The organism is Citrobacter sp. EC_71 (assembly GCF_019584005.1).
GTDB classification, from domain to species: Bacteria; Pseudomonadota; Gammaproteobacteria; order Enterobacterales; family Enterobacteriaceae; genus Citrobacter; species Citrobacter werkmanii.
The window spans coordinates 19,489-42,125 of the sequence record NZ_VDAY01000025.1 but is presented as its reverse complement, the minus strand read 5'-3'; the positions used below and the strand labels follow the sequence as shown (position 1 = coordinate 42,125).

The 22,637-nt window shown below is 52.8% G+C and carries 23 protein-coding genes; 6 read left to right on the top strand and 17 right to left on the bottom strand.

Annotated elements, in window-relative coordinates; translation table 11 throughout:
- Nucleotides 1-104 precede the first annotated feature (104 nt).
- The 11 genes from FHD02_RS20820 to FHD02_RS20770 all read right to left on the bottom strand — a co-directional run bounded on the left by FHD02_RS20820 (nt 105) and on the right by FHD02_RS20770 (nt 8,197).
- On the bottom strand, nt 105-470 hold the full coding sequence (locus tag FHD02_RS20820; protein ID WP_038642883.1) for a DUF805 domain-containing protein: 366 nt from the start codon (nt 468-470) through the stop codon (nt 105-107).
- A gap of 938 nt (nt 471-1,408) precedes the next feature.
- Complete coding sequence (yqjG, locus tag FHD02_RS20815) at nt 1,409-2,395, bottom strand: glutathionyl-hydroquinone reductase YqjG (RefSeq protein ID WP_137360668.1); 987 nt, start codon at nt 2,393-2,395, stop codon at nt 1,409-1,411.
- A 71-nt stretch (nt 2,396-2,466) separates the two neighbouring features.
- A complete protein-coding gene (locus FHD02_RS20810) occupies nt 2,467-2,859 on the bottom strand; it encodes a DoxX family protein (RefSeq protein WP_032940735.1) in 393 nt (130 codons plus the stop codon).
- Between the two features lie 173 nt (nt 2,860-3,032).
- Nucleotides 3,033-3,332, bottom strand: a complete 300-nt coding sequence (locus FHD02_RS20805) for a YqjK-like family protein (RefSeq protein ID WP_038634085.1) — start codon at nt 3,330-3,332, stop codon at nt 3,033-3,035.
- Complete coding sequence (locus FHD02_RS20800; RefSeq protein ID WP_038634082.1) at nt 3,332-3,727, bottom strand: phage holin family protein; 396 nt, start codon at nt 3,725-3,727, stop codon at nt 3,332-3,334. The genes FHD02_RS20805 and FHD02_RS20800 overlap by 1 nt, the downstream gene beginning before the upstream one ends.
- A gap of 2 nt (nt 3,728-3,729) precedes the next feature.
- Nucleotides 3,730-4,035 (bottom strand): YqjD family protein, encoded by a 306-nt coding sequence (locus FHD02_RS20795; protein WP_006687949.1) that lies wholly within the window; start codon nt 4,033-4,035, stop codon nt 3,730-3,732.
- A gap of 33 nt (nt 4,036-4,068) precedes the next feature.
- Complete coding sequence (locus FHD02_RS20790) at nt 4,069-4,437, bottom strand: DUF1090 domain-containing protein (RefSeq protein ID WP_038634079.1); 369 nt, start codon at nt 4,435-4,437, stop codon at nt 4,069-4,071.
- A gap of 148 nt (nt 4,438-4,585) precedes the next feature.
- Nucleotides 4,586-4,969 carry an EnvZ/OmpR regulon moderator MzrA gene (gene mzrA, locus FHD02_RS20785; protein WP_042311135.1) on the bottom strand — a complete coding sequence of 128 codons (384 nt, stop codon included), beginning with the start codon at nt 4,967-4,969 and terminating at the stop codon, nt 4,586-4,588.
- A 3-nt stretch (nt 4,970-4,972) separates the two neighbouring features.
- Entirely contained in the window at nt 4,973-5,635 is a 663-nt protein-coding gene (yqjA, locus tag FHD02_RS20780) for a DedA family general envelope maintenance protein YqjA (protein WP_003024820.1), read from the bottom strand.
- A 349-nt stretch (nt 5,636-5,984) separates the two neighbouring features.
- Nucleotides 5,985-6,761 (bottom strand): transcriptional regulator ExuR, encoded by a 777-nt coding sequence (gene exuR, locus FHD02_RS20775; protein WP_038634073.1) that lies wholly within the window; start codon nt 6,759-6,761, stop codon nt 5,985-5,987.
- Nucleotides 6,762-6,895: 134 nt separating this feature from the next.
- Complete coding sequence (locus tag FHD02_RS20770) at nt 6,896-8,197, bottom strand: MFS transporter (RefSeq protein ID WP_042311133.1); 1,302 nt, start codon at nt 8,195-8,197, stop codon at nt 6,896-6,898.
- Nucleotides 8,198-8,669: 472 nt separating this feature from the next.
- Between FHD02_RS20770 and uxaC the strand changes: the two genes are divergently transcribed.
- The 3 genes from uxaC (at nt 8,670) to FHD02_RS20755 (ending at nt 12,277) form a co-directional block, all read left to right on the top strand.
- The gene (gene uxaC, locus FHD02_RS20765; RefSeq protein ID WP_042311130.1) at nt 8,670-10,082 is read left to right on the top strand and encodes a glucuronate isomerase; all 1,413 of its coding nucleotides are present in this window, start codon (nt 8,670-8,672) and stop codon (nt 10,080-10,082) included.
- Nucleotides 10,083-10,096: 14 nt separating this feature from the next.
- Nucleotides 10,097-11,584 carry a UxaA family hydrolase gene (locus FHD02_RS20760; RefSeq protein ID WP_220394290.1) on the top strand — a complete coding sequence of 496 codons (1,488 nt, stop codon included), beginning with the start codon at nt 10,097-10,099 and terminating at the stop codon, nt 11,582-11,584.
- A gap of 138 nt (nt 11,585-11,722) precedes the next feature.
- Nucleotides 11,723-12,277, top strand: coding sequence for a YgjV family protein (locus tag FHD02_RS20755; RefSeq protein ID WP_042311125.1), 555 nt, complete (start codon nt 11,723-11,725; stop codon nt 12,275-12,277).
- Nucleotides 12,278-12,293: 16 nt separating this feature from the next.
- Here FHD02_RS20755 and sstT read toward each other — a convergent pair whose 3' ends face one another.
- From sstT to FHD02_RS20735, 4 genes are all read right to left on the bottom strand, one after another.
- Nucleotides 12,294-13,538 (bottom strand): serine/threonine transporter SstT, encoded by a 1,245-nt coding sequence (gene sstT, locus FHD02_RS20750; protein ID WP_061382487.1) that lies wholly within the window; start codon nt 13,536-13,538, stop codon nt 12,294-12,296.
- A 244-nt stretch (nt 13,539-13,782) separates the two neighbouring features.
- Complete coding sequence (locus tag FHD02_RS20745; protein ID WP_038642882.1) at nt 13,783-14,751, bottom strand: TerC family protein; 969 nt, start codon at nt 14,749-14,751, stop codon at nt 13,783-13,785.
- A 268-nt stretch (nt 14,752-15,019) separates the two neighbouring features.
- The gene (locus FHD02_RS20740; RefSeq protein WP_220394289.1) at nt 15,020-16,018 is read right to left on the bottom strand and encodes a Gfo/Idh/MocA family protein; all 999 of its coding nucleotides are present in this window, start codon (nt 16,016-16,018) and stop codon (nt 15,020-15,022) included.
- A 72-nt stretch (nt 16,019-16,090) separates the two neighbouring features.
- Nucleotides 16,091-16,591, bottom strand: coding sequence for a M48 family metallopeptidase (locus FHD02_RS20735; RefSeq protein ID WP_042311118.1), 501 nt, complete (start codon nt 16,589-16,591; stop codon nt 16,091-16,093).
- An 82-nt stretch (nt 16,592-16,673) separates the two neighbouring features.
- On the opposite strand from FHD02_RS20735, the gene rlmG reads away from it, so the two are divergent.
- From rlmG to FHD02_RS20720, 3 genes are all read left to right on the top strand, one after another.
- Entirely contained in the window at nt 16,674-17,810 is a 1,137-nt protein-coding gene (gene rlmG / locus FHD02_RS20730; protein ID WP_220394288.1) for a 23S rRNA (guanine(1835)-N(2))-methyltransferase RlmG, read from the top strand.
- Nucleotides 17,811-18,014: 204 nt separating this feature from the next.
- Complete coding sequence (locus tag FHD02_RS20725) at nt 18,015-18,338, top strand: type II toxin-antitoxin system HigB family toxin (RefSeq protein WP_137360672.1); 324 nt, start codon at nt 18,015-18,017, stop codon at nt 18,336-18,338.
- On the top strand, nt 18,335-18,751 hold the full coding sequence (locus FHD02_RS20720) for a type II toxin-antitoxin system HigA family antitoxin (protein WP_137360707.1): 417 nt from the start codon (nt 18,335-18,337) through the stop codon (nt 18,749-18,751). Before FHD02_RS20725 ends, FHD02_RS20720 begins: the two co-directional genes overlap by 4 nt.
- Before the next feature lie 12 nt (nt 18,752-18,763).
- Here FHD02_RS20720 and FHD02_RS20715 read toward each other — a convergent pair whose 3' ends face one another.
- On the bottom strand, nt 18,764-20,782 hold the full coding sequence (locus tag FHD02_RS20715; RefSeq protein WP_220394287.1) for an NADPH-dependent 2,4-dienoyl-CoA reductase: 2,019 nt from the start codon (nt 20,780-20,782) through the stop codon (nt 18,764-18,766).
- Nucleotides 20,783-20,997: 215 nt separating this feature from the next.
- Nucleotides 20,998-22,377, bottom strand: a complete 1,380-nt coding sequence (gene ygjG, locus FHD02_RS20710) for a putrescine aminotransferase (protein WP_167371260.1) — start codon at nt 22,375-22,377, stop codon at nt 20,998-21,000.
- Nucleotides 22,378-22,637: the final 260 nt, after the last annotated feature.

The following is a 22,637-nucleotide window of genomic DNA, read 5'->3' as shown; positions in this document are numbered from 1 at the left end:
ACTGTTACGCCGGATGCGGTGCGAAGCACCTTATCCGGCCTGGAAGACGGAGTATGTTGTAGGCCTGATAAGCGCAGCGCCATCAGGCATCTACATATGCTACGTCAGGATAACTGTTTGGGATCGGGCCCGAAGCGGTTACTCCCCTGAGTCCCGTTTTGACAGTTGAAAATGATGATAATCAACCAGCCAACGATCGGGATCAGCAGCACCAGCAGCCACCAGGCTGAACGATCGGTGTCATGCAAACGCCTGAACTGTACCGCCCACCAGGGGATAAACACCAGAACCCCATAAATCGTTGTTAGTATGCCTTCCCCTCCGGCGCGTTCCCAACCAAGCATTCTGTCCAGGATACCCAGCACGAACGTGAAGATGATGTTGACCAGCACAAACATCCAGTATTCTTTACGACGCGCGCGACCACCAAAACCAAAGTAATTCTTTAATACGTTTAAATACCAATCCATTTTTGCCTCGTTCTGCATTCAATTACTTGTTTTTAAAGCAATCAAATTAAGAATAGCTGTGAATGAAATGATGGTAAATATTTGATGTGTTAATTATTTGGCCCGCTGATGGGTAATACTTATCAGTGAACGCCTTAGTTTCAGAAACTATCGCCTGTGTGGTAGAAGTGATGAATATGCGCTCTCAGAGAAAGGGTTCCGTTCACCTTATGTTCATCGTTTCTCTGAGACATCGATTCCTGTGAACGTGTAAAGGGCGTTCTCCGCCACGCCCTTTACAATCCCGGCTCCCGGCACGGAAAATTGCCACTTCGTGGAATATTCGCCCCATCCCTGGGGCTCACCCCTTCGGGGCCAGCGTAAGCTCTGTTCAAAATTGCTCCCGGCAATTTTGTCCTCCGCTTATTCCTTCAGGCTTTCGGGCCGGGCGCGATGAAGCGTCCTTGCAAAGCGCGCCCTGAACCCGCATCCCTGCGGGTTCTCCCGGCCTTACGGAAACACGTCGGCAATTTTCAGCCGGACCAGCCACACCTGACCATCTGTATTTTTATTTGAATATATCTGAACAGCAAAACAGATTTTACTGGAAGTCAGAGCGTTGAAGCGATGACCCATGTCCGGCTGAAAATCGATGAGGCGTTGACGGCTGACCGGGTCTGCCCGCAGGGATGCGGGCAGAGGGGACGGCCTGCAGGGATGCAGGCTCGGCCCCGACCCGACAGGCAGACGGCATAAGACGAATGAATCGCGCAGCGACGATTTTCCCGCCGGGAGCCAGGGTTGCAAGGGAGGCGGCGGTGAGCCTCCCTTGCACGTTCACGGGTAACGGCGTTTCAAAGAAATGACACCGCTGAGGTGAACGGAACCCTGAGCAAAAATCACATGTTCGCCATACATGCTTAACTAATCGGCATTACCCCATAGTAGACCCGTGTAAATCATGCGAAACGCTCGTCACGCCCGTGGGGTTCGTTAAGGTCCTGCCACGGCCCAACAGAAATAATACCAGTCGGGTTAATGGTTTTATGGCTACGGAAGTAGTGATTACGGATGTGATCGAAATTGACGGTTTCCGCAATGCCCGGGATCTGGTAGATGTCGCGCAGGAAACCGTATAGGTTCAGATAGTCGCTAATCCGGTGTTTGTCGCACTTGAAATGGGTCACATACACGGGATCAAAACGTACCAGTGTGGTCCACAGGCGAATATCTGCTTCTGTTAACTGGTTGCCGGTCAGGTAGCGATGCTGCCCCAGGATTTGCTCCAGTCGCGCCAGGGATTGGAAGACTTTTTCCACGGCGTCGTCGTACGCTTCCTGGCTGGTGGCAAATCCGGCTTTGTACACACCGTTATTGACGTTGTCATAAATCCAGCCGTTCAGCTCGTCGATTTGACTTTGCAGGGCTGGCGGATAGTAATCCCCAGCTTTTGCGCCCAAAGTATCAAAAGCGGTGTTAAACATGCGGATGATCTCCGCAGATTCGTTGCTGACAATGGTGTGATTTTTTTTATCCCACAGCACCGGGACGGTTACCCGACCGCTGTAATGCGGATCGGCGTGCAGATAGAGCTGGTAAAGAAACTCGTGTTGATACAGCGTATCGCCGGTTGCAGCCGGGAAGGTATCGTCAAAGGTCCAGCCGTTTTCCAGCATCAGCGGATGTACAACGGAGACGGAAATAAACGGTTCCAGCCCTTTGAGCTTACGCAAAATCAGCGTACGGTGCGCCCACGGACAGGCCAGAGAAACGTAGAGATGATAGCGGTCTTTTTCGGCAGCGAATCCCCCTTCGCCCGTTGGACCCGGTGCGCCATCCGCGGTGAGCCAGTTGCGGTAAGCCGATGCTGAACGTTGAAATTTTCCCCCGGTTGATTTGGTATCATACCAGGTGTCATGCCATACGCCGTCAATCAGTTGTCCCATTTTATCGCCTCCTCAGATAGCAAAAGCGAGGAGATGTCCCCTCGCTTTTTGGTGTGTTCAGTATAGCTCGCTTACCACTTTTTATTCAGAACGCGGTCGATGCTGAATGCGCCCGGACCGGTGATAGCCAGCAGCAGGAAACCGCCTGCGATGGTCAGGTTTTTCATGAACATCAGAGAGTTCACGCCTTCCGCAAAGTTGCTGTGGAAGATAAATGCTGTCAGCAGCGTGAAGCCAGCGGTGAACAGCGCGGTTGTGCGGGTCAGGAAGCCGAACAGGATTGCCAGACCGCCGCCAAACTCAAGCAGGATGACCAGCGGCAACATAAAACCAGGCACGCCCATGGCTTCCATATACTGTTGGGTACCCGCATATCCGGTGATTTTTCCCCAGCCTGCGGAAATAAACAGGATTGGCATCAGAATGCGCGCTACCAGTACACCAACATCTTCTAATTTCTTCATCATTCACTCCAGGAAACCACTCAGGCGGCTTATTTTGTTTTGTGTGCAACGACGCTGCAGAGCGCGTCGTTGCTGTCGATGGAGAGAATCATAAACGTGCTTAATGACAATTGTTAGCAAGGAAAACTGTCAAATTTTTTCAAAAATTTTGAGGTTAGGGGGAGTGAGAGGGATTAGCCGCGCAGTTGCTGCTGTCTGATGGTCGCTTTAACCAGACGCCAGATGCTCCAGACGCTAAAACCGCGCTTAGCCCAGCGTACCAGCAGATTAGGATTACGAATGGTACGAACTGCCATGATACTGCTACCCACTAACACCCAGCCACGTAGGTTCAACAGCGTTTTCCAGCCACGATCGTAGACTTCGGTGGCCTCCAGCCAGTCGCGGCGAGTAGCAGACAGATCCAGCCGTTGCTGCTGGATCTGTCCAAGCAGTTGCGCCTTACGTTGTTGACGTTCGACTTTACTGCTCATTATGCATCATCCTCCAGGGCCTGCCTGTCGTTTGCGAGTTCGTGGCGCGTATGGCGTAGCAGCGTTGTTTTGCGCGCTTTACGCAGAGTCCATATCCCGCCAATAAGCGCCATAACCAACAGCACAACGGTGGTGGCAATCATTGCGTTCAGGCGGTATTGCGGGTCAATGGCCCAGATGATAAGCACCATCAGGCTCATCAGCCCAAACGCCGCGAACAGCATGGTCAGCCCAAGCATCAGCAGGATCTGGATGAGATTTGATTTTTCCTCTTCCAGTTCCACAACGGCCAGCCGCAACCGCGTTTCTACGATCTCAACGAGAATCGTCAGGATCCGCTGTCCAATACCCAGTACGCTTTTGCCTGGACCTTGTGCGTGTTGAGAGTCAGCCATTGTTAACGGCGCGACAGCAGTACACCAAGCACCACACCGACTGCAGCGCCAATCCCGACGCCAGTCCATGGGTTTTCGCGTACATAGTTATCGGCTTTGGCCGCGGCTTCACGGGTCTGTTTGGCAATCACATCGCTGGTTTCACTCAGGCGATGACGGCTCTCCCGCAGGGCGTGTTCGGCTTTGCTGCGAATTTTACTCATCTCTTCCTTCGACTTATCGCCAGAGGAGCTAAGTACTTCTTCAAGCGTATCCGCAAGAGATTTCAGCTCAGCGCGCAGGTTGTCCGTAGCATTATCTTTCGACATAGTTTTCTCCAGTTGAGTGGGTAGTTACCGTACTTAGTAATCGCGTGATTCGAGTTCTTTCAGCTCATTCTGAGCTTCGGCAAGCTTACGTTCGCGTTTGGCAATTTTATCCGCATCGCCTTTTTGCTTCGCCTCGGCTAAATCATCTTGACGCTCGGCTATCTCATCTTTCTGCTCTGCGATTTTTTTCTGATGGTCGGCGCGCAGTTTGCTGTCAGTACAGTTAGCCCGAACCTCACTAAGTGCTTTGTTCAGACCATTGATGCGGTTCTGATTGTTGTGCTTTTCGGCATAGCTAATCTCCCGCTGAATATCCTGTTCTTTTTCCTGACAGAGGGTAGTGGCGTAACTGCCGGCACTGAGAGCGAAAAGGCTAATAGCCAAAGCGATGCGGTATTTCATTCTTGAACCTTCCATTGTGATTCGACGTTGTGGCGTGCGGTCGATGCTCCAGATTAATAAAACGTTGGGTCATAATCCCAGTTTATTAATCATAGGCGCTAAACGGTGAAATCACCAAAGTGAGTGATCTAATTCAGATTCCTGGAGATTAACCAAAACGGTGCGGGGTATCACGTAAGCGGGATAACCACTGCACCGCCTGATTATCATCATCCTGCTGAGCGATGACGAAACCATGCGGTAACGTACGGTCCAGCACGACTTTGGCGGCTGCGCTCTGCGCGCTGGAATCAAAAGTGATCAGCAGCGCGTCATTTTGCGGAGTAATGCTTTTAAAGCGAATGCCGTTGGCATCCAGGTGATGCCAGATAGAGAAGCCATCAGGCATGCTGGCTCCCTGGTTTACTGCGCGAATGGCAAGCGTTGACTCCTGCTGACGAATAACCGACCAGGTCAGGAGCAGCGCGCCGATAAACAGCATAAAGGTAGTGGTCCAGGCAAGTCGTCGGAACGTTATGCATGATTTCAGCATAATTTATCCTCGGTTCCCGTATTTCTTTTTCCACAGTACAACCAGTGAACCTGCCAGACCAAACACCAGTAACACCACAGGAAGCAGCATCAGGCAAGACATGAGCTGATCTTCATACTTAAGAAATACCGGCGTTTTACCCAGCAGATAGCCAAGAGTTGTGAGGATCAGGACCCAAAGCAATCCGCTCATCCAGTTAAAGAACTGAAAGCGCGCATTATTCAGGCCGGATAACCCTGCGATGGTCGGCAATAATGTTCTGACAAACGCAATGAAGCGACCAACCAGCAGCGCAGACAAGCCATGCTTATGAAAAAGATGATGTGCGCGCTGATGATAATGCGCAGGAAGGTGCGACAACCAATTTTGTACGGTGCGGGTATTCCCCAGCCATCGCCCCTGGATATAACTGAGCCAACAGCCGAGGCTGGCCGCGGTGGTGAGTAGCAGTACTGTTTGCGGAAAACCCATTGCGCCTTTGGCAATAAGTACGCCGACCAGTACCAGCAAACTGTCGCCGGGTAAAAACGCTGCTGGCAGCAGTCCATTTTCCAGAAACAAAATGGTAAATAGTACAAAATAGAGCATGCCAATCATGGAAGGATTGGCCAGAGTTTCAAAATCCTGAGCCCATAAAGCATTCAGTAATTGAGTCAGTAGTTCCATTCAATATTCCTGGAGAATCGGTTATCGTCATGCCGGTTTTTCTGGATTTTGTAACACCGCGATTTTATTGATGTTTTTTGCAAGGTGCGCGGTCTGATACAAATTCACGGCCTGAACTGTTCCCTGTGAAGTTGTGAAGTTAGCAAGCTCTTAAACACAAAAATTCAAATAGCATCTAATTGTAACAAAGGTCAACGTTGTCCGTTATAGAAATTACGGTTGCTGAACTCTGATTTTGCTTATCGCATTAGAGGGAGGCGAGAGGATTTACACAGGCTGACATTTTATACCTAATGCTTACTCAGCATCAGGTACAGGCGCGCCGTCACGCCTGTATCGATAAGATTGATTATTTTGCGCCGTTAGCAGCCGTATCGAGATGAACGACCGGATTTTCAGTAAAAAGGTAACGGTCCGCGTTGAACTCAAAATCATCGCTGGTTTCGTTAAACAGCATCTGCTTCGTGTTCTCAAGGTGCTGCCACATCGCCAGTTTAGCGGCATGGGGATCTTTGCGAATCAGCGCCCGTAGGATCTGGTCATGGTCATCGCACCAGTTATCGACCGTACGCGAGTCGATGTGGTCGTGCAGTTTTTTCCAGTAGGGGTTATGGATACGCTGAGTCCACATTTTTTCCACGATGGCGGCCAGGGCGGAGTTCTGCGTGGCCAGCGCAACCTGCACATGGAACTGGAGATCCCACTCGGAGTCACGAAAGCTTTTTTCGTTGCGCGACTTCTCTTGGATTTCCATCAGTTTCATAATGTCCTGCTTGGTCACCTGGGTGGCGGCAAACTCGGCGATGTTGCTCTCAATAAGTTGACGCGCTTGCAGCAATTCAAAAGGACCGTAGCTGGCGAATTCCAAACCTTCGTCGGGAGCAACATAATGTTTGGGTTGGTTAGAGATGACGTGGATCCCCGATCCTTTACGCACCTCAACATAGCCCTCAACTTCCAGCATGATAATCGCTTCACGAACCACGGTACGGCTGACATTTTTTTCATCGGCGATAAAGCGCTCGGCGGGGAGTTTGTCACCCACCAGATAGACACCCTGCTCGATGCGTTCTTTAAGATCAGCGGCAAGTTGTTGGTATAAACGGCGTGGTTCGGTGATTTCCATATGCGCTCCAGGCATGATACGGCAGACTATATTTGTTATACCACTTTTGCGATTACGCCTCCACTCGCGAGGACAAAAAAGCCGCCAGATAACTGACGGCTTAGCATTATATAACCTTTTTGTATCGCATCCGGTTAACTTTGCGTCGCGGGATCGCCAGTTTGCGGACCTGAATCTATCTCGCTGGCTGATTTGTTCTGCAGTACCGTCCAGATGACTAACGCGCCAAGCAGGTCGAATACCGCCAGCACGGCGAACAGCGGGCTAAAGCCGATGGTGTCGGCCAGCGCGCCAACGACCAGGGCAAACAGCGTACTGGCAAGCCAGGCGGACATACCGGTCAGACCGTTCGCGGTTGCCACTTCATTACGACCAAATACGTCAGAAGAGAGTGTAATCAGCGCACCGGACAGCGCCTGGTGAGCAAAGCCGCCGACGCACAGCAGGGCGATAGCGATGTACGGGCTGGTGAACAGACCAATCATCCCTGGGCCAATCATCAGCAGCGCGCCCATGGTGACCACCATTTTACGGGACACGATCAGGTTTACGCCAAACCAACGCTGGAACAGCGGTGGCAGGTAACCCCCAACGATACAGCCCAGGTCAGCAAACAGCATCGGCATCCAGGCAAACATGGCGATTTCTTTCAGGTTAAAGCCGTAGACTTTAAACATGAACAGCGGGATCCAGGCGTTGAAAGTCCCCCACGCCGGTTCAGCCAGGAAACGCGGCAGCGCGATGCCCCAGAACTGGCGGTTACGCAGGATCTGGCCGAGCGACATTTTCTTCGAGGTCGTGTTTTTATGCTGTGATTCCTGGCCGTTCAGAATGTAATCACGTTCTTCGTCAGACAGTTTTTTCTGGTCGCGTGGGTGTTTATAGAACACCAGCCAGGACATCGCCCAGATGAAGCTTAGGGCACCGGAAATAATGAATGCCATTTGCCAGCTGTGCATGACGATAGCCCAGACCACCAGCGGCGGGGCGATCATCGCGCCGATAGAAGAACCGACGTTGAAGTAACCGACGGCAATTGAACGCTCTTTTGCCGGGAACCATTCAGAACTGGCTTTCAGACCGGCCGGGATCATTGCGGCTTCAGCGGCACCTACAGCGCCTCGCGCCAACGCCAGGCCACCCCAGCTGCCAGCCAGTGCGGTCGCGCCACAGAAGACGGCCCACAGAACGGCGAACATCGCGTAACCTATTTTCGTGCCGAGAACATCAAGCACGTAGCCAGCAACGGGTTGCATTACGGTGTAAGCAGCAGAATACGCTGCGATGATATAGGAATACTGTTGAGTGGAGATGTGTAACTCTTCCATCAGAGTCGGCGCAGCTGCCGCCACAGTGTTACGTGTCAGGTAACCCAGCACGGTGCCAAGCGTCACCAGTGCGATCATGTACCAACGTAACCCTTTAATTTTACGCATGTAAAACCTCATCGTTTTGTTATGTCCGCGAACGAGCGGTCATCTTCCAGTTCAGAGCGGAGGATGTTCTTTTACGAGGGGGGAACCGAAAAAAAACCGGCACTCCCCGAACGTTGCCATGTCAATAGTTGTGCTAATTCGGTTTCCGTACCGGTCAATCCGATGGTGATACATCGGTAATTTGCATTCCGTCGGCTTATGTATCGCGACGGCCAAAAGATAACTTGTCATACAACTTTAAAAGGTGAGTGCCATCACAAAAGTGTGAATCTTCGTGTGGTCATTATTTCGATTCAGCAAAGCCAGTGCTGGCGCGGCTTGAGGCATGATTTACCTCTTTGAGAGTAATTTTTTTGTCATCATTTGTTGATCTAACTCACGAAAATATCTTCAGTGTGTGGAAATTGGTGTGATAACTTTGTCAACATCAAAACATAAGCAATCTGACGCACTCGTTGAGAGGAAGACGATAATGACCCCGTTTATGACTGAAGATTTCCTGCTGGATACCGAATTTGCCCGCCGTCTGTATCATGATTACGCCAAAGACCAGCCGATCTTCGATTACCACTGCCATTTACCACCGCAACAAATCGCTGAAAACTACCGTTTTAATAACCTGTATGACATCTGGCTGAAGGGTGACCACTATAAGTGGCGTGCGATGCGTACCAACGGCGTTGCTGAGCGCCTGTGTACCGGCGATGCCTCCGATCGTGAGAAGTTTGATGCCTGGGCCGCTACGGTTCCGCACACTATCGGTAACCCGCTGTACCACTGGACCCACCTCGAGTTGCGTCGCCCGTTTGGTATTACAGGTAAGTTGCTGTCTCCGGCAACGGCTGACGAAATCTGGAACCAGTGCAACGAACTGCTGGCGCAGGATCAATTCTCCGCGCGCGGTATCATGAAGCAGATGAACGTGAAAATGGTCGGCACCACCGATGACCCGATCGATTCTCTGGAGCACCACGCGGCCGTTGCCAAAGACGGAAGTTTTGATGTGAAAGTGCTGCCGAGCTGGCGCCCGGATAAAGCCTTCAACATCGAACTGGCGACCTTTAACGATTACATGGCCAAGCTCGGTGAAGTCTCTGACACCGATATCCGTCGTTTCGCTGACCTGCAGACCGCGCTGACCAAACGCCTGGACCACTTCGCCGCTCACGGCTGTAAAGTGTCTGACCACGCGCTGGACGTTGTACTTTTCGCGGAATCTAACGAAGCGGAGCTGGATAGCATCCTGGCGCGTCGTCTGGCCGGTGAAACCCTGAGCGAGCACGAAGTTGCCCAGTTCAAAACCGCTGTACTGGTGTTCCTCGGTGCAGAATACGCCCGTCGCGAATGGGTACAGCAGTACCACATCGGCGCGCTGCGTAATAACAACCTGCGTCAATTCAAACTGTTGGGCGCGGACGTCGGCTTCGACTCCATCAACGACCGTCCGATGGCGGAAGAGCTGTCCAAACTGCTGAGCAAACAGAACGAACAAAACCTGCTGCCGAAAACCATTCTGTACTGTCTGAACCCGCGCGATAACGAAGTGCTGGGCACCATGATCGGTAACTTCCAGGGCGAAGGCATGCCGGGCAAGATGCAGTTCGGTTCCGGCTGGTGGTTCAACGATCAGAAAGACGGGATGGAACGTCAGATGACACAGCTGGCGCAACTGGGCCTGCTGAGCCGCTTCGTCGGCATGCTGACCGACAGCCGTAGCTTCCTGTCTTACACTCGTCACGAATACTTCCGTCGTATTCTGTGCCAGATGATCGGTCGTTGGGTTGCTGCGGGCGAAGCCCCAGCCGACATCCAACTGCTGGGTGAAATGGTGAAAAACATTTGTTTCAACAATGCGCGCGATTACTTCGCCATTGAACTGAACTAAGGTCCGGGGTTGATATGCAATACATCAAGATCCATACGCTGGATAACGTTGCGGTAGCGCTCGCTGATTTGGCTGAAGGAACCGAAGTTACCGTTGACGGGCAGGCGGTAACTCTGCGCCAGGCGGTCTCTCGTGGGCATAAGTTCGCGCTTTGCGATATCGCGCAGGGTGAGAACGTCATGAAATATGGCCTGCCGATCGGCCATGCTCTGGCTGATATCGCGGCGGGCGAGCATATTCATGCTCATAACACGCGTACCAATCTGAGCGATCTGGATGAATATAGCTATCAACCCGACTTTCAGGAACCTGAGGCGCAACCGGCGGATCGTGATGTACAGATCTACCGTCGTGCCAACGGCGATGTTGGCGTGCGTAATGAACTGTGGATCCTGCCGACAGTAGGCTGCGTCAACGCCATGGCCCGTCAGATGCAGAATCGCTTCCTGAAAGAGACCAACGATGCCAAAGGGATCGACGGCGTGCATCTCTTCAGCCACACCTACGGCTGCTCACAACTGGGTGACGACCATATCAACACCCGCACCATGCTGCAAAACATGGTGCGCCACCCGAACGCGGGCGCAGTGCTGGTGGTCGGTCTCGGCTGTGAAAACAACCAGGTTGACGCTTTTCGCGAAACCTTAGGCGAGTACGATCCCGATCGCGTTCACTTTATGGTCTGCCAACACCAGGAAGATGAAGTGGAAGCGGGGATCGAACATCTTCACCAGTTGTACAACGTGATGCGTAACGATAAGCGTGAACCCGGTAAGCTGGGCGAGCTGAAGTTTGGTCTCGAATGCGGCGGCTCTGACGGCCTGTCCGGTATTACCGCCAACCCGATGCTGGGCCGCTTCTCCGACTATGTCATTGCCAACGGCGGCACCACCGTGCTGACCGAAGTACCGGAAATGTTCGGCGCCGAGCAGTTGCTGATGGACCACTGCCGTGACGAAGAAACGTTCGGCAAGCTGGTCACTATGGTGAATGACTTCAAACAGTACTTCATTGCTCACGACCAGCCGATCTACGAAAACCCATCGCCGGGCAACAAAGCGGGCGGTATCACCACCCTGGAAGATAAATCTCTCGGCTGTACCCAAAAAGCAGGCTCCAGCCAGGTGGTGGACGTACTGCGCTACGGTGAACGCCTGAAAACGCACGGCCTGAACCTGCTGAGCGCGCCGGGTAACGACGCAGTCGCCACCAGTGCACTGGCGGGCGCGGGCTGTCATATGGTGCTGTTCAGTACCGGTCGCGGTACGCCGTACGGTGGATTTGTGCCAACGGTGAAAATTGCTACCAACAGCGAGCTGGCAGCGAAGAAAAAGCACTGGATCGATTTTGATGCCGGACAACTGATCCACGGCAAAGCGATGCCGCAGTTACTGGAAGAATTTGTCGATACCATCGTCGATTTCGCCAACGGCAAGCAAACCTGCAACGAGCGGAATGATTTTAGAGAGTTAGCGATATTTAAAAGCGGCGTAACGTTGTAGTAAATACCTGATGGTACCTGCATACAGGTCTGCGCAAACCGTAGGCCTGATAAGCGCAGCGCCATCAGGCAAAAACCGTTGCCGGATGGTGGAGAACTCGCCTTATCCGGCCTACGAGATAGAATTGGGGTTGCTTGCATGACCGCGTATTGGCTGGCCCAGGGCGTAGGTGTCATCGCCTTTCTAATCGGCATTACCACCTTTTTCAATCGCGATGAGCGTCGGTTCCGGCTGCAACTCGCTGTCTATAGCGCCACCATTGGCGTGCATTTTTTCCTGATGGGCGCCTGGCCTGCAGGAATGAGTGCCGAGCTCAATACCATCCGCACACTCGTCTCGATGCATACCCGCAAACTGTGGGTAATGACCGTTTTTATTATCCTCACCCTGGTTCTCGGGCTTGCGAAATTACAGCATGCGATGGAGCTGTTGCCGATAATCGGCACGCTGGCCAGCACTTGGGCGCTGTTTCGCTGCCAGGGGTTAACCGTGCGTTGCGTTATGTGGTGCGCAACCGCTTGCTGGGTTATCCATAACTTCTGGCTGGGATCGATTGGCGGGACGATGATCGAAGGGAGTTTTCTGGTGATGAACGGCTTGAATATTATTCGCTTCCGGCGGATGCAAAAACGCGGAATTGATCCGTTCAAAATTGAAAAAAGCGTACAAGATAGTAACCCCTCCGCCCGATGACGGAGGGGAGCAGAGATTAGCCGCGCAGGGCGTTGTTGGCCAGACGTTCGTCTTCTGCCTGACAGGCAGCAGCGGTAAACAGGACGTCTGTAGAAGAGTTTAATGCCGTTTCACAGGAGTCCTGCAGCACTCCGATGATAAAGCCAACGGCAACCACCTGCATGGCGATATCATTCGGAATCCCGAACATGTTGCATGCCAGGGGGATTAACAGCAGAGAACCACCCGCCACGCCCGATGCGCCGCAGGCACACAGCGAAGCCACCACGCTGAGTAACAGCGCTGTCGGTAAATCGACCGGAATACCCAGCGTATTCACCGCCGCCAGCGTCAGCACGGTAATGGTGATCGCTGCACCCGCCATATTGATGGTGGCCCCCAGCGGAATAGAAACCGAGTAGGTATCACGATCCAGATTCAACTTCTCACACAGCGCCATATTCACCGGAATGTTTGCCGCGGAGCTGCGGGTAAAGAAGGCATACACGCCGCTTTCACGCAGACAGGCCAGCACCAGCGGATACGGGTTACGGCGAATTTTCCAGAATACCAGCAGCGGGTTAACCACCAGCGCTACCAGCAGCATACAACCTACCAGCACGGTCAGCAGCTGAGCGTAGCCCCAAAGCGTGGCAAAACCGGTGGTTGCCAGCGTGGAGGAGACCAGGCCGAAGATCCCAATTGGCGCGAAACGAATCACCAGCTTCACCATAAAGGTGACGGCGTTGGACATATCATTGACCAGATTTTTGGTCGTTTCATTCCCATGACGCAGCGCAAAGCCCAGGCCGACGGCCCATACCAGAATGCCGATATAGTTGGCGTTAAGCAGGGCATCAATCGGGTTAGAAACCATACTCATCAGCAGGCCACGCATCACTTCGACAATGCCGGATGGCGGTACGATGTCGCTGGCGCTGCTGGAAAGATGCAGTGTGGACGGGAAGGCGAAGCTGAAGACAACCGCTGCTAACGCTGCGGAAAAAGTACCGAGCAGGTAAAGGAACAGGATTGGACGGATATTGGTTTTTTGTCCGTGCTGGTGGTTGGCGATGGACGCCATAACCAGCATCAGGACCAGAACAGGGGCCACGGCTTTTAATGCGCCAACGAACAGCGTACCCAACAGCCCGACGGCTTCTGCAGCAGGTTTTGACACCAGCGCCAACAATATCCCCAGTACCAAACCGATCAAAATTTGTTTAACCAGGCTCCCTTGCGCCAAACGCGAGAATAGCCCCGATGAACGTTGCGTAGTCATGTAGTAATCCTTTCATTGTGTTGTTGCCCATCCAGTGTGCATTCTGATGATGCATCTTTCTGGATGTAACAAAGTGTTTGCCTGGTTGAGTATAAGGAAAGATGAAGTCCCGGGAAGCGAAATCTCCTGATTTTTGCGTTCAGATCATGTTTTATAACTTTAAATTAACATTAATTTGACATGATAAACAAAAAGCCCGACGCACGCAGTGTGCTGTCGGGCTTTTTCAGCTAGCGGATGAAACTTACTGTATTTGCTGCTTTTTATCGTGCTGGTGATTAACCCACGCATTCACGACCAGCGTAACGAACAGAATACCGAACACCACGCCTAACGAGATAGCGATCGGGATATGATAGAAATCGACGATCAGCATCTTAATACCGATAAACACCAAAATGACCGACAAGCCGTATTTCAGCATGGAGAAACGCTCTGCCACGCCAGCCAGCAGGAAGTACATCGCACGCAGACCCAAAATAGCAAACAGGTTTGAGGTCAACACGATGAACGGGTCGGTTGTGACGGCGAAGATGGCCGGAATACTGTCGACGGCAAAAATGACATCACTCAGCTCAACCAGAATCAACACCAGCATCAACGGCGTGACGAACAGCAGTCCGTTTTTACGCACGAAGAATTTTTCGTCTTCGATGGTATCGGTCATGCGTAAATGACTACGCAGCCAGCGGACTAACGGTCTGTCGCCGATACCGGAAGCATCTTCTTTCGCCAGTGCCATCTTCACGCCGGTAAACAGCAGGAACGCGCCAAACACGTACAGCAGCCATTCGAACTGGGCGATAAGCCAGCTACCTGCGAAGATCATAATCGTACGCAGCACAATCGCGCCCAGTACGCCGTACACCAGTACCCGACGCTGTAACGCAGGCGGTACCGAGAAGTAGCTGAACAGCATCAGCCAGACAAAGACGTTATCTACCGCCAGTGATTTCTCGATCAGATAGCCGGTAAGAAACGCCAGCGCCTGTGGGTCGGCAACGGCGCGGCCCTGCGTTTGGGCCAGGTACCACCAGAATGCGGCGTTAAACAGTAACGACAGCGTGACCCAGACGATGGACCAGGCTGCCGCCTGCTTCATCGACATGGTATGTGCGCCACGACGACCCTGTAGCAGCAGGTCGATGGCCAACATAATCACCACCACAACAGCGAAGCCGCCCCACAACAACGGTGTGCCGACAGTATTCATAATTCCCCCATGCATAAAAAAACGGCCAACGCCGAATGACGTTAGCCGCTGCTTTTTATGCATAGACCTTGCCATTCGGCAAGGTCTCACTTACAACAACAAAGGAATACGATAGCGTATTCCTTTGTTATCGCCCGGTGACCGGATGTGGTTTTGCACACATCGTAATGACGATCAACCGACAACGAAGTTACTCCCCTTTGCGGGTTACAAAATATTACAGGCCATGCATGCAGTCAATGGCCTGCAACATTTGTTTTACATACCTTTACGCAGTCAGCGATGTCGCCGTTTCATCTGCCGGGAAAATCACGCCGGTCTGACGGCGAATTTCCGTTTGCAGTTTGGCGGTAATACGGCTGACGCTCAGTGCCGGATGATCCACTTCGCCAGATTCAACCAGCTGAGCAAAAGCCTCTGCCTCATACAGCATCGTATTGATATGCTGAGGCACCGTAAGATCCTGCGTTTTGCCACCACGCGCCACGAAGCACACTTTCTGACACTCAGAGATATGCTCAATGACCAGCGAACCCGACTCGCCCTGAATTTCACTGGCTAATACCGAGTCGCTGACTTTGGAGTGCTGGAGTGTGACGCTGAAATCACCGTAATTAAGCACGACCACGCCGTGGGCATCCACACCGCTTTCCAGCAGACTGGCGCTGGCCTGCACGCTTATCGGCTCTCCCCACAGCGCAACCGCTGAGGCCAGGCAGTAAAAGCCGATATCCATAATCGAACCGTTAGAGAACGCCGGATTAAACGTATTCGGATTTTCACCGTCCAGATAACGCTGGTAACGCGAGGAGTACTGGCAGTAATTGATAAAGGCTTTCCTGATTCTGCCCACTTTGGGTAACGCTTGCTGCAGCAGCAGGAAGTTAGGCAGGCTGGCGGTCTTAAATGCTTCAAACAGCACCACCTGATTTTCGCGCGCGCAAGCGATAGCGGCTTCAGCTTGCGCCAGATTTGAGGCCAGCGGCTTTTCGCAAATGACATGCTTTTTGTGCTGCAAAAATAGCTCTGTCTGCGGGAAGTGCAGGGAGTTTGGGCTGGCGATGTAGACGGCGTCAATCGCGTCACTGCTGGCCATCGCCTCCAGCGAGGTAAACAGGTGCTCGACGGGGTAATCGTTGGCGAAGGTCTGTGCCTGCTCAAGACTGCGGGAATACACTGCGGTTAACTTATACTTGCCGGTTTCATGGGCGGCATCGACAAACTGGCGAGTGATCCAGTTTGTGCCAATTACTGCGAAACGTATCATAAAGGCCTTCAGGCTGCTAAAAGGGATCCTTTCGTCAATTTAGCATGCCTTGAAGACAAAGCCAGTGCGCGACTACGCACTTTGCTTTAACGATTGTTGCGTTAACCACAGGCGGGTATCGAACTCCAGTTGATGGTACTGAGGTTCCATATGGCAGCACAGTTGGTAAAACGCTTTGTCATGCTCTTTTTCTTTCAGATGCGCCAGTTCATGGACCACGATCATACGCAGGAAGGGTTCCGGGGCATTGCGAAAAACGGTCGCCACGCGGATCTCCGCTTTGGCTTTTAGCTTGCCACCCTGAACGCGGGAGACGGCGGTATGCAGCCCCAGCGCATTCTTCAGAACGTGGATCTTGCTGTCGTACATCACCTTATTCAGCGGTGGAGCATTGCGCAGAAACTGGTTTTTCAGATCCTGGGTGTATTGCCACAGCGCTTTGTCGGTCGCGAAGTCATGCGTACCCGGATAGCGCTTCTCCAGCACTGCGCCCAGACGCTGCTCGCTAATCAAGGTTCGAACCTGGGCGAGTAAGTGCTCAGGATAGCCCTGGAGATAAGTTAGTTGGTTCATTAATGTCCACGCAAATCATAAAAGTGTATACTCACGCACCCTTTTCAGGGATATGCCGAAATTTTACCATTCAGGAGGGCCGATGAGCCACATAGACAACGGTTTCCGTTCGCTGTCACTTAAACGTTTCCCGGAGACGGATGACGTTAACCCGCTGCTGGCGTGGGAAGCGGCGGATGAATATCTGCTGCAACAGCTGGACGATACCGAGATTAGCGGCCCGGTGCTGATCCTGAATGATACCTTTGGCGCGCTGGGCTGTGCGCTGGCGGAGCACACGCCGTACAGCATCGGCGACTCCTACTTAAGCGAGCTGGCGACGCGTGAAAACCTGCGTCATAACGACATCGCCGAGTCGAGCGTCAAGTTCCTCGACAGCACCGCGGAATACCCGCAGGTGCCGGGCGTGGTGCTGATTAAAATCCCCAAAACCATGGCGTTGCTGGAGCAGCAGTTACGCGCGCTGCGTGAAGTGGTGACGCCGCAAACGCGGATTATTGCCGGAGCGAAAGCACGCGATATTCATACCTCGACGCTGGAGCTGTTTGAAAAGGTGTTGGGTCCAACCACCACGACGCTGGCGTGGAAAAAAGCTCGTCTGATCAACTGTACGTTCAGCAAACCTGAACTGGCCGCTGCTTCGCAAACGCTGAGCTGGAAACTGGAAGGCACCGACTGGACTATCCATAACCACGCCAACGTCTTCTCTCGTACCGGGCTGGATATTGGCGCGCGCTTCTTTATCGAGCACCTGCCTGCAAATCTTGAAGGGGAGATTGTCGATCTCGGCTGTGGGAATGGCGTGATTGGCCTGACATTGCTGGAGAAAAACCCACAAGCCAGCGTGGTGTTTGTGGATGAATCGCCGATGGCTGTGGCGTCAAGTCGTCTGAACGTCGAAAGCAATATGCCTGAGGCGCTGGATCGCTGCGAGTTTATGATTAACAACGCGCTGTCCGGGGTTGAGCCGTTCCGCTTTAATGCCGTCCTGTGCAACCCGCCGTTCCATCAGAAGCACGCGCTGACCGACAATATCGCTTGGGAGATGTTCCACCACGCCCGTCGCTGCCTGAAGATTAACGGGGAGCTGTATATCGTGGCGAACCGTCACCTCGATTACTTCCATAAGCTGAAGAAGATTTTCGGCAACTGCGAGACCATCGCCACCAATAATAAGTTTGTGATTCTCAAATCGGTGAAATTAGGTCGTCGTCGGTAATCGCGAGTGCCGGATGGCGGCGTGAGCGCCTTATCCGGCATGGTTTTGGAATCGTGTTCGCAAACCATAAACTCTCTCCGTTGGCCCCCTACATCTGTGGTGATCTCCGGCGTATCGTTACGCGGATTTATACAAGCTCATGGTGTTGCCAATTTGGCAACTCGTGTTATGATATTGCCAATTTGTCAACGGACGTGATAAAGAATGCACCTGATTTCAATGATCGCAATTGACGAGGGATGTGAAAGATTTCCTCAGTATGCAAAAGAAATTAAGTTATTTGCTAAGACTATTGCGAAAGCATACTGCCCTACGCCAGAAGCACTGAGGGAATTTTATCCCTCACTGGATAACTTCAAATATCTTGATAAGCACTACGTAGTAAATATAGCTAACAATAATATTAGAGTTATTGCGTTGATCTTTTTTGAAAGTCAGAAGTTTTACATTAGACACATCTTTAACCACACCGAGTACGACAGGTTTACAGATAGGCACAGAACGAAGGGGAAAAAATCATGGTTATGATGTCAGCAAGAGCCCTTAAAGCAACAAAGACATTGGTTGCAGAAATCCCCCTTCTGGGAGATAACCCCACTGAAGCCGATCATCGTTACGCTCTGGAACTGGTGGCCGAATTACTGATAAGCGACCCAACAAATCCGCTGGTTGACCTGTTGTGTGTTCGCATCCGCGCATATGAAGACAATCAGCCGGAATTACGTGCATTACGGGAAGAGATTGAGGCTATTCCGGCGGGTATTGCGGTTTTGCGCACCCTTATGGATCAGTATCATCTGACGCTTTCCGATTTTGCAGACGAAATAGGCAGCAAATCGATGGTGTCGCGAGTTTTAAATGGCCAGCGAAAACTAACGCTGGAGCATGCTAAAAAGCTGTCTGCACGATTTGGCCTTTCCCCAGCGTTATTCATCGATTAATCCTACATAGAGTTAAATTTCCAGTGCCAGTCGGGTGCCTTGCGCAATGGCGCGCCGGGCATCCAGTTCCATCGCCACATCGCAGCCGCCGATCAGATGCACTGTTTTACCTGCCGCGTGGAGCGGTTCGACCAGCTCACGGCGTGGCTCTTGTCCGGCGCAAATCACCACGTTATCCACGTTAAAGATCACTGGTTCGCCGTTCAACACAACGTGTAACCCATCATCATCAATTTTCTGGTAACTGACCGCCGGGATCATTTTCACGCCGCGTGAGAGCAGGGTGGCGCGATGGATCCAGCCCGTCGTTTTACCTAAACCTTGCCCCGGTTTGCTGGCCTTGCGCTGCAACATCACTATCTGACGCGGACTGCGGGATAAGTGCGGACCTTCCGGGCGTAAGCCGCCAGGCTGTTGCAGGCTGGTGTCGATCCCCCATTCCACACAGAACTCAGCAATGTTCTGGCTGGTGGGATCGCCAGGCTGGCTCAGATACATGGCGGTATCAAAGCCGATCCCGCCGCAGCCAATGATGGCAACGCGTTTGCCCACCGGCGCTTTATCGCGCAGGACGTCGAGATAGCTCAGCACTTTAGGGTGATCGATCCCCGCGATCGGTGGCATCCGTGGTTCGATCCCACTGGCGAGGATCGCCTCGTCAAAAGTTTCCAGATCGCGCGCGGTGACAATGTGGTTCAGCCTTAGCGTCACGCCCGTCACGTCGATCATCCGACGGTAGTAGCGCAGGGTTTCATAGAATTCTTCTTTGCCGGGGATCTGTTTGGCGATATTAAACTGTCCGCCAATCTCGCTATGGGCGTCAAACAGCGTCACGTGATGCCCGCGCGCGGTGGCATTAATGGCGAAGGCGAGGCCAGCAGGACCCGCGCCGACAACCGCCAGATTTTTCGGCACAGTTACCGCAACGATCGGCATTTTGGTTTCATGGCAGGCGCGTGGATTCACCAGACAAGAGGTGACTTTGCCGACGAAGATCTGATCCAGGCAGGCCTGGTTGCAACCGATACAGGTATTGATTTCATCCGCTCGTCCGCTTTGCGCTTTTGACAGCAGTTCGGCGTCGGCGAGGAACGGACGGGCCATCGACACCATATCGGCATCGCCGCGGGCCAGAATGTCATCGGCGACTTTAGGATCGTTAATGCGGTTGGTGGTGACCAGGGGGATCGTCACATGACCTTTCAGCTTGCGCGTCACCCAGCTAAATGCACCCCGCGGCACCGGGGTGGCGATGGTGGGGATACGCGCCTCGTGCCAGCCAATACCGGTGTTGATAATGGTTGCGCCTGCGGCTTCTACAGCCTGCGCCAACTGGACTGTTTCCTCGAAGGTGCCGCCGTTTTCTACCAGATCGAGCATCGACAGGCGGAAGATAATAATAAAGTCATTGCCGGCACGCTGACGTACTGCCCGTACCACCTCGACGGCAAAACGCATGCGGTTGGCATAATCACCGCCCCATTCGTCGTCGCGCTGATTGGTGCGCAGGGTCAGGAATTCGTTGATGAGATACCCTTCCGAGCCCATCACTTCCACGCCATCGTAGCCCGCTTCTCGCGCCAGCTGCGCGCAGTGGGCAAAATCCTCAATCAGCTGCAGCACTTCATCGTGCGTCAGTTCATGCGGCGTAAAACGGTTGATGGGGGCCTGAATGGCAGAAGGCGCCACCAGATGCGGCTGATAGCTGTAACGCCCGGTATGCAGGATTTGCAGAGCGATTTTGCCGCCTTCGTCATGCACGGCATCGGTAATCACGCGATGATGCGCGAGCTGGCTGGTATCGTTCAGCACCGCGCCGCCTTCCATACCCACGCCGGATAACGATGGCGCAATGCCTCCGGTCACAATCAGAGCCACGCCGTGACGGGCGCGTTCGGCATAGAACGCGGCCAACCGTTCTGCCCCGTCGGGATATTCCTCCAGCCCGGTATGCATTGAACCCATCAGCACGCGGTTTTTAAGCGTGGTGAAGCCTAAATCGAGCGGGGCGAACAGCGACGGATAGCTCATAAACGTGTCCAGTATGTAAAATTATTGTTATGTGGTCGGATGAGTTAATAATTTAGCCGTCGCAGCGTAAAAGGGAAAAGGGGAATGCCGTGATTGTGATGGGATTCAAAAAAGGAGTGGAGCCAGAGAACGAATTTGCCGGATGGCGGCTACGCCTGAGCCTACAAAGGACACACTTTCGTAGGTCAGATACTCGCAGCGCCATCCGACAGGTATTACATCTGCTCCACGCTCACCCGTAATGCTGCCAGGGCTTTGCGTGTTGATCGCAACACCAGATCGCATTGCTCGATCGTTAACGTTAGCGGCGGTTCGATGCGGATCGTCTTGGCATTGTTCAGCGTCCCGGCGACCAGCACCCGCTGGCGGAACATCTCACTGGCAAAGTTATAGCCGATTTCATTATCGACAAACTCAATCGCCATCAACATGCCTTTGCCGCGTACATCGTGTACCAGATCCGGGTATTCCCGCGCAAGCTGGCGGAAACCATCCAGCAACATATCGCCTTTCTGCTCTGCCTGAGCCGGTAAATTTTGCTCCAGCAGGACGTTAATGGTGGCCAGCGCCGCCGCACAAGCGAGCGGGTTGCCGCCAAACGTAGTGGTATGCAGGAAAGGATTATCGAACAGGACGGAGAACACCTCTTCGGTGGCAATGGTTGCGCCAATCGGCATCACGCCGCCGCCCAACGCTTTTGCCAGACACATAATATCCGGCTGCACGTTTTCGTGCTCGCAGGCGAACATTTTGCCGGTACGACCCATGCCGGTCTGCACTTCGTCAAGGATCATCAGTGCGCCAAACTCATCACAGAGCTTACGAACGGCGGTCAAATACCCTTGCGGCGGCAGGATCACGCCCCCTTCGCCCTGAATAGGCTCAAGGATCACGGCGGCGACGTCGTCACCGGTCTTTTTACACTCGCTGAGCATGGTACGCATCGCGTTAATATCGCCAAATGGCACATGGCGGAATCCCGGCAGCAGCGGCATAAAGGGTTTACGGAAGGTGGATTTCGCCGTGGCGGATAGCGCGCCGAGGGATTTACCATGGAATGCGCCGCTGGTGGCAATAAATGTAAATTTACCGCGCGGCGATTGATACGCTTTCGCCAGCTTCAGGGCGGCTTCAACCGACTCGGTCCCGCTGTTACAGAAAAAACTGTATTTCAGTTTACCGGGCGCCAGTGCGGCGAGGGTTTTTGCCAGCATGGCCCGCAACGGGTCAAGTAACTCCTGGCTGTGCAGAGGTTGTTTCGCGAGTTGGTTCTGTACGGCGGAAACCACGACTGGATTACGGTGCCCCACATTGAAAATGCCAAAACCGCCCAGGCAATCAACAAACTCCTGTCCCTGGGTGTCGACAAGCGTATTAAGGCTTCCCGCTTGCCACTCTACGGCTCCGTAATCCCCGCCTGCAGTTACAGATTTTCGATACTCTAAGAACCCCGGATTGACATGCTCCTTAAAGTACTCAATCACCTCTCGGTTTAATGATTTCATTTCCTCATGATCAAGCGTGCGCTTTTCGATGAGATTCAGTGCGTGTGCGCTGCAGGCCAGGGCCGATGCGCTGGAAGGTAACCTGTTCAAAATATGCTCCCGGAGCTGGCGTATCACATGATACTGATTTAAGTATTGCAGGGATTGCGCCATTCCGGCGCGCATAGCAAAAATCGGGATAAACACCAGGAAACATCTTATTTGTGCAGCATTTAATGCCGGTATTTAACATTTGCTGGCATTTTGCCCAGATTTGACACCTGAAAACAGATCGAATAAACGCGTATTTGCGCTAAAAATGGGCAATATTTGCACTGTGACGGTGCGGAGAAGAAGCGTAATTGAATAGT

Excerpts from the sequence above, each read along its gene's own strand:
- FHD02_RS20820 (WP_038642883.1), bottom strand. The coding sequence starts at position 470 with ATGGATTGGTATTTAAACGTATTAAAGAATTACTTTGGTTTTGGTGGT.
- yqjG (WP_137360668.1), bottom strand. The coding sequence starts at position 2,395 with ATGGGACAACTGATTGACGGCGTATGGCATGACACCTGGTATGATACC.
- FHD02_RS20810 (WP_032940735.1), bottom strand. The coding sequence starts at position 2,859 with ATGAAGAAATTAGAAGATGTTGGTGTACTGGTAGCGCGCATTCTGATG.
- FHD02_RS20805 (WP_038634085.1), bottom strand. The coding sequence starts at position 3,332 with ATGAGCAGTAAAGTCGAACGTCAACAACGTAAGGCGCAACTGCTTGGA.
- FHD02_RS20800 (WP_038634082.1), bottom strand. The coding sequence starts at position 3,727 with ATGGCTGACTCTCAACACGCACAAGGTCCAGGCAAAAGCGTACTGGGT.
- FHD02_RS20795 (WP_006687949.1), bottom strand. The coding sequence starts at position 4,035 with ATGTCGAAAGATAATGCTACGGACAACCTGCGCGCTGAGCTGAAATCT.
- FHD02_RS20790 (WP_038634079.1), bottom strand. The coding sequence starts at position 4,437 with ATGAAATACCGCATCGCTTTGGCTATTAGCCTTTTCGCTCTCAGTGCC.
- mzrA (WP_042311135.1), bottom strand. The coding sequence starts at position 4,969 with ATGCTGAAATCATGCATAACGTTCCGACGACTTGCCTGGACCACTACC.
- yqjA (WP_003024820.1), bottom strand. The coding sequence starts at position 5,635 with ATGGAACTACTGACTCAATTACTGAATGCTTTATGGGCTCAGGATTTT.
- exuR (WP_038634073.1), bottom strand. The coding sequence starts at position 6,761 with ATGGAAATCACCGAACCACGCCGTTTATACCAACAACTTGCCGCTGAT.
- FHD02_RS20770 (WP_042311133.1), bottom strand. The coding sequence starts at position 8,197 with ATGCGTAAAATTAAAGGGTTACGTTGGTACATGATCGCACTGGTGACG.
- uxaC (WP_042311130.1), top strand. The coding sequence starts at position 8,670 with ATGACCCCGTTTATGACTGAAGATTTCCTGCTGGATACCGAATTTGCC.
- FHD02_RS20760 (WP_220394290.1), top strand. The coding sequence starts at position 10,097 with ATGCAATACATCAAGATCCATACGCTGGATAACGTTGCGGTAGCGCTC.
- FHD02_RS20755 (WP_042311125.1), top strand. The coding sequence starts at position 11,723 with ATGACCGCGTATTGGCTGGCCCAGGGCGTAGGTGTCATCGCCTTTCTA.
- sstT (WP_061382487.1), bottom strand. The coding sequence starts at position 13,538 with ATGACTACGCAACGTTCATCGGGGCTATTCTCGCGTTTGGCGCAAGGG.
- FHD02_RS20745 (WP_038642882.1), bottom strand. The coding sequence starts at position 14,751 with ATGAATACTGTCGGCACACCGTTGTTGTGGGGCGGCTTCGCTGTTGTG.
- FHD02_RS20740 (WP_220394289.1), bottom strand. The coding sequence starts at position 16,018 with ATGATACGTTTCGCAGTAATTGGCACAAACTGGATCACTCGCCAGTTT.
- FHD02_RS20735 (WP_042311118.1), bottom strand. The coding sequence starts at position 16,591 with ATGAACCAACTAACTTATCTCCAGGGCTATCCTGAGCACTTACTCGCC.
- rlmG (WP_220394288.1), top strand. The coding sequence starts at position 16,674 with ATGAGCCACATAGACAACGGTTTCCGTTCGCTGTCACTTAAACGTTTC.
- FHD02_RS20725 (WP_137360672.1), top strand. The coding sequence starts at position 18,015 with ATGCACCTGATTTCAATGATCGCAATTGACGAGGGATGTGAAAGATTT.
- FHD02_RS20720 (WP_137360707.1), top strand. The coding sequence starts at position 18,335 with ATGATGTCAGCAAGAGCCCTTAAAGCAACAAAGACATTGGTTGCAGAA.
- FHD02_RS20715 (WP_220394287.1), bottom strand. The coding sequence starts at position 20,782 with ATGAGCTATCCGTCGCTGTTCGCCCCGCTCGATTTAGGCTTCACCACG.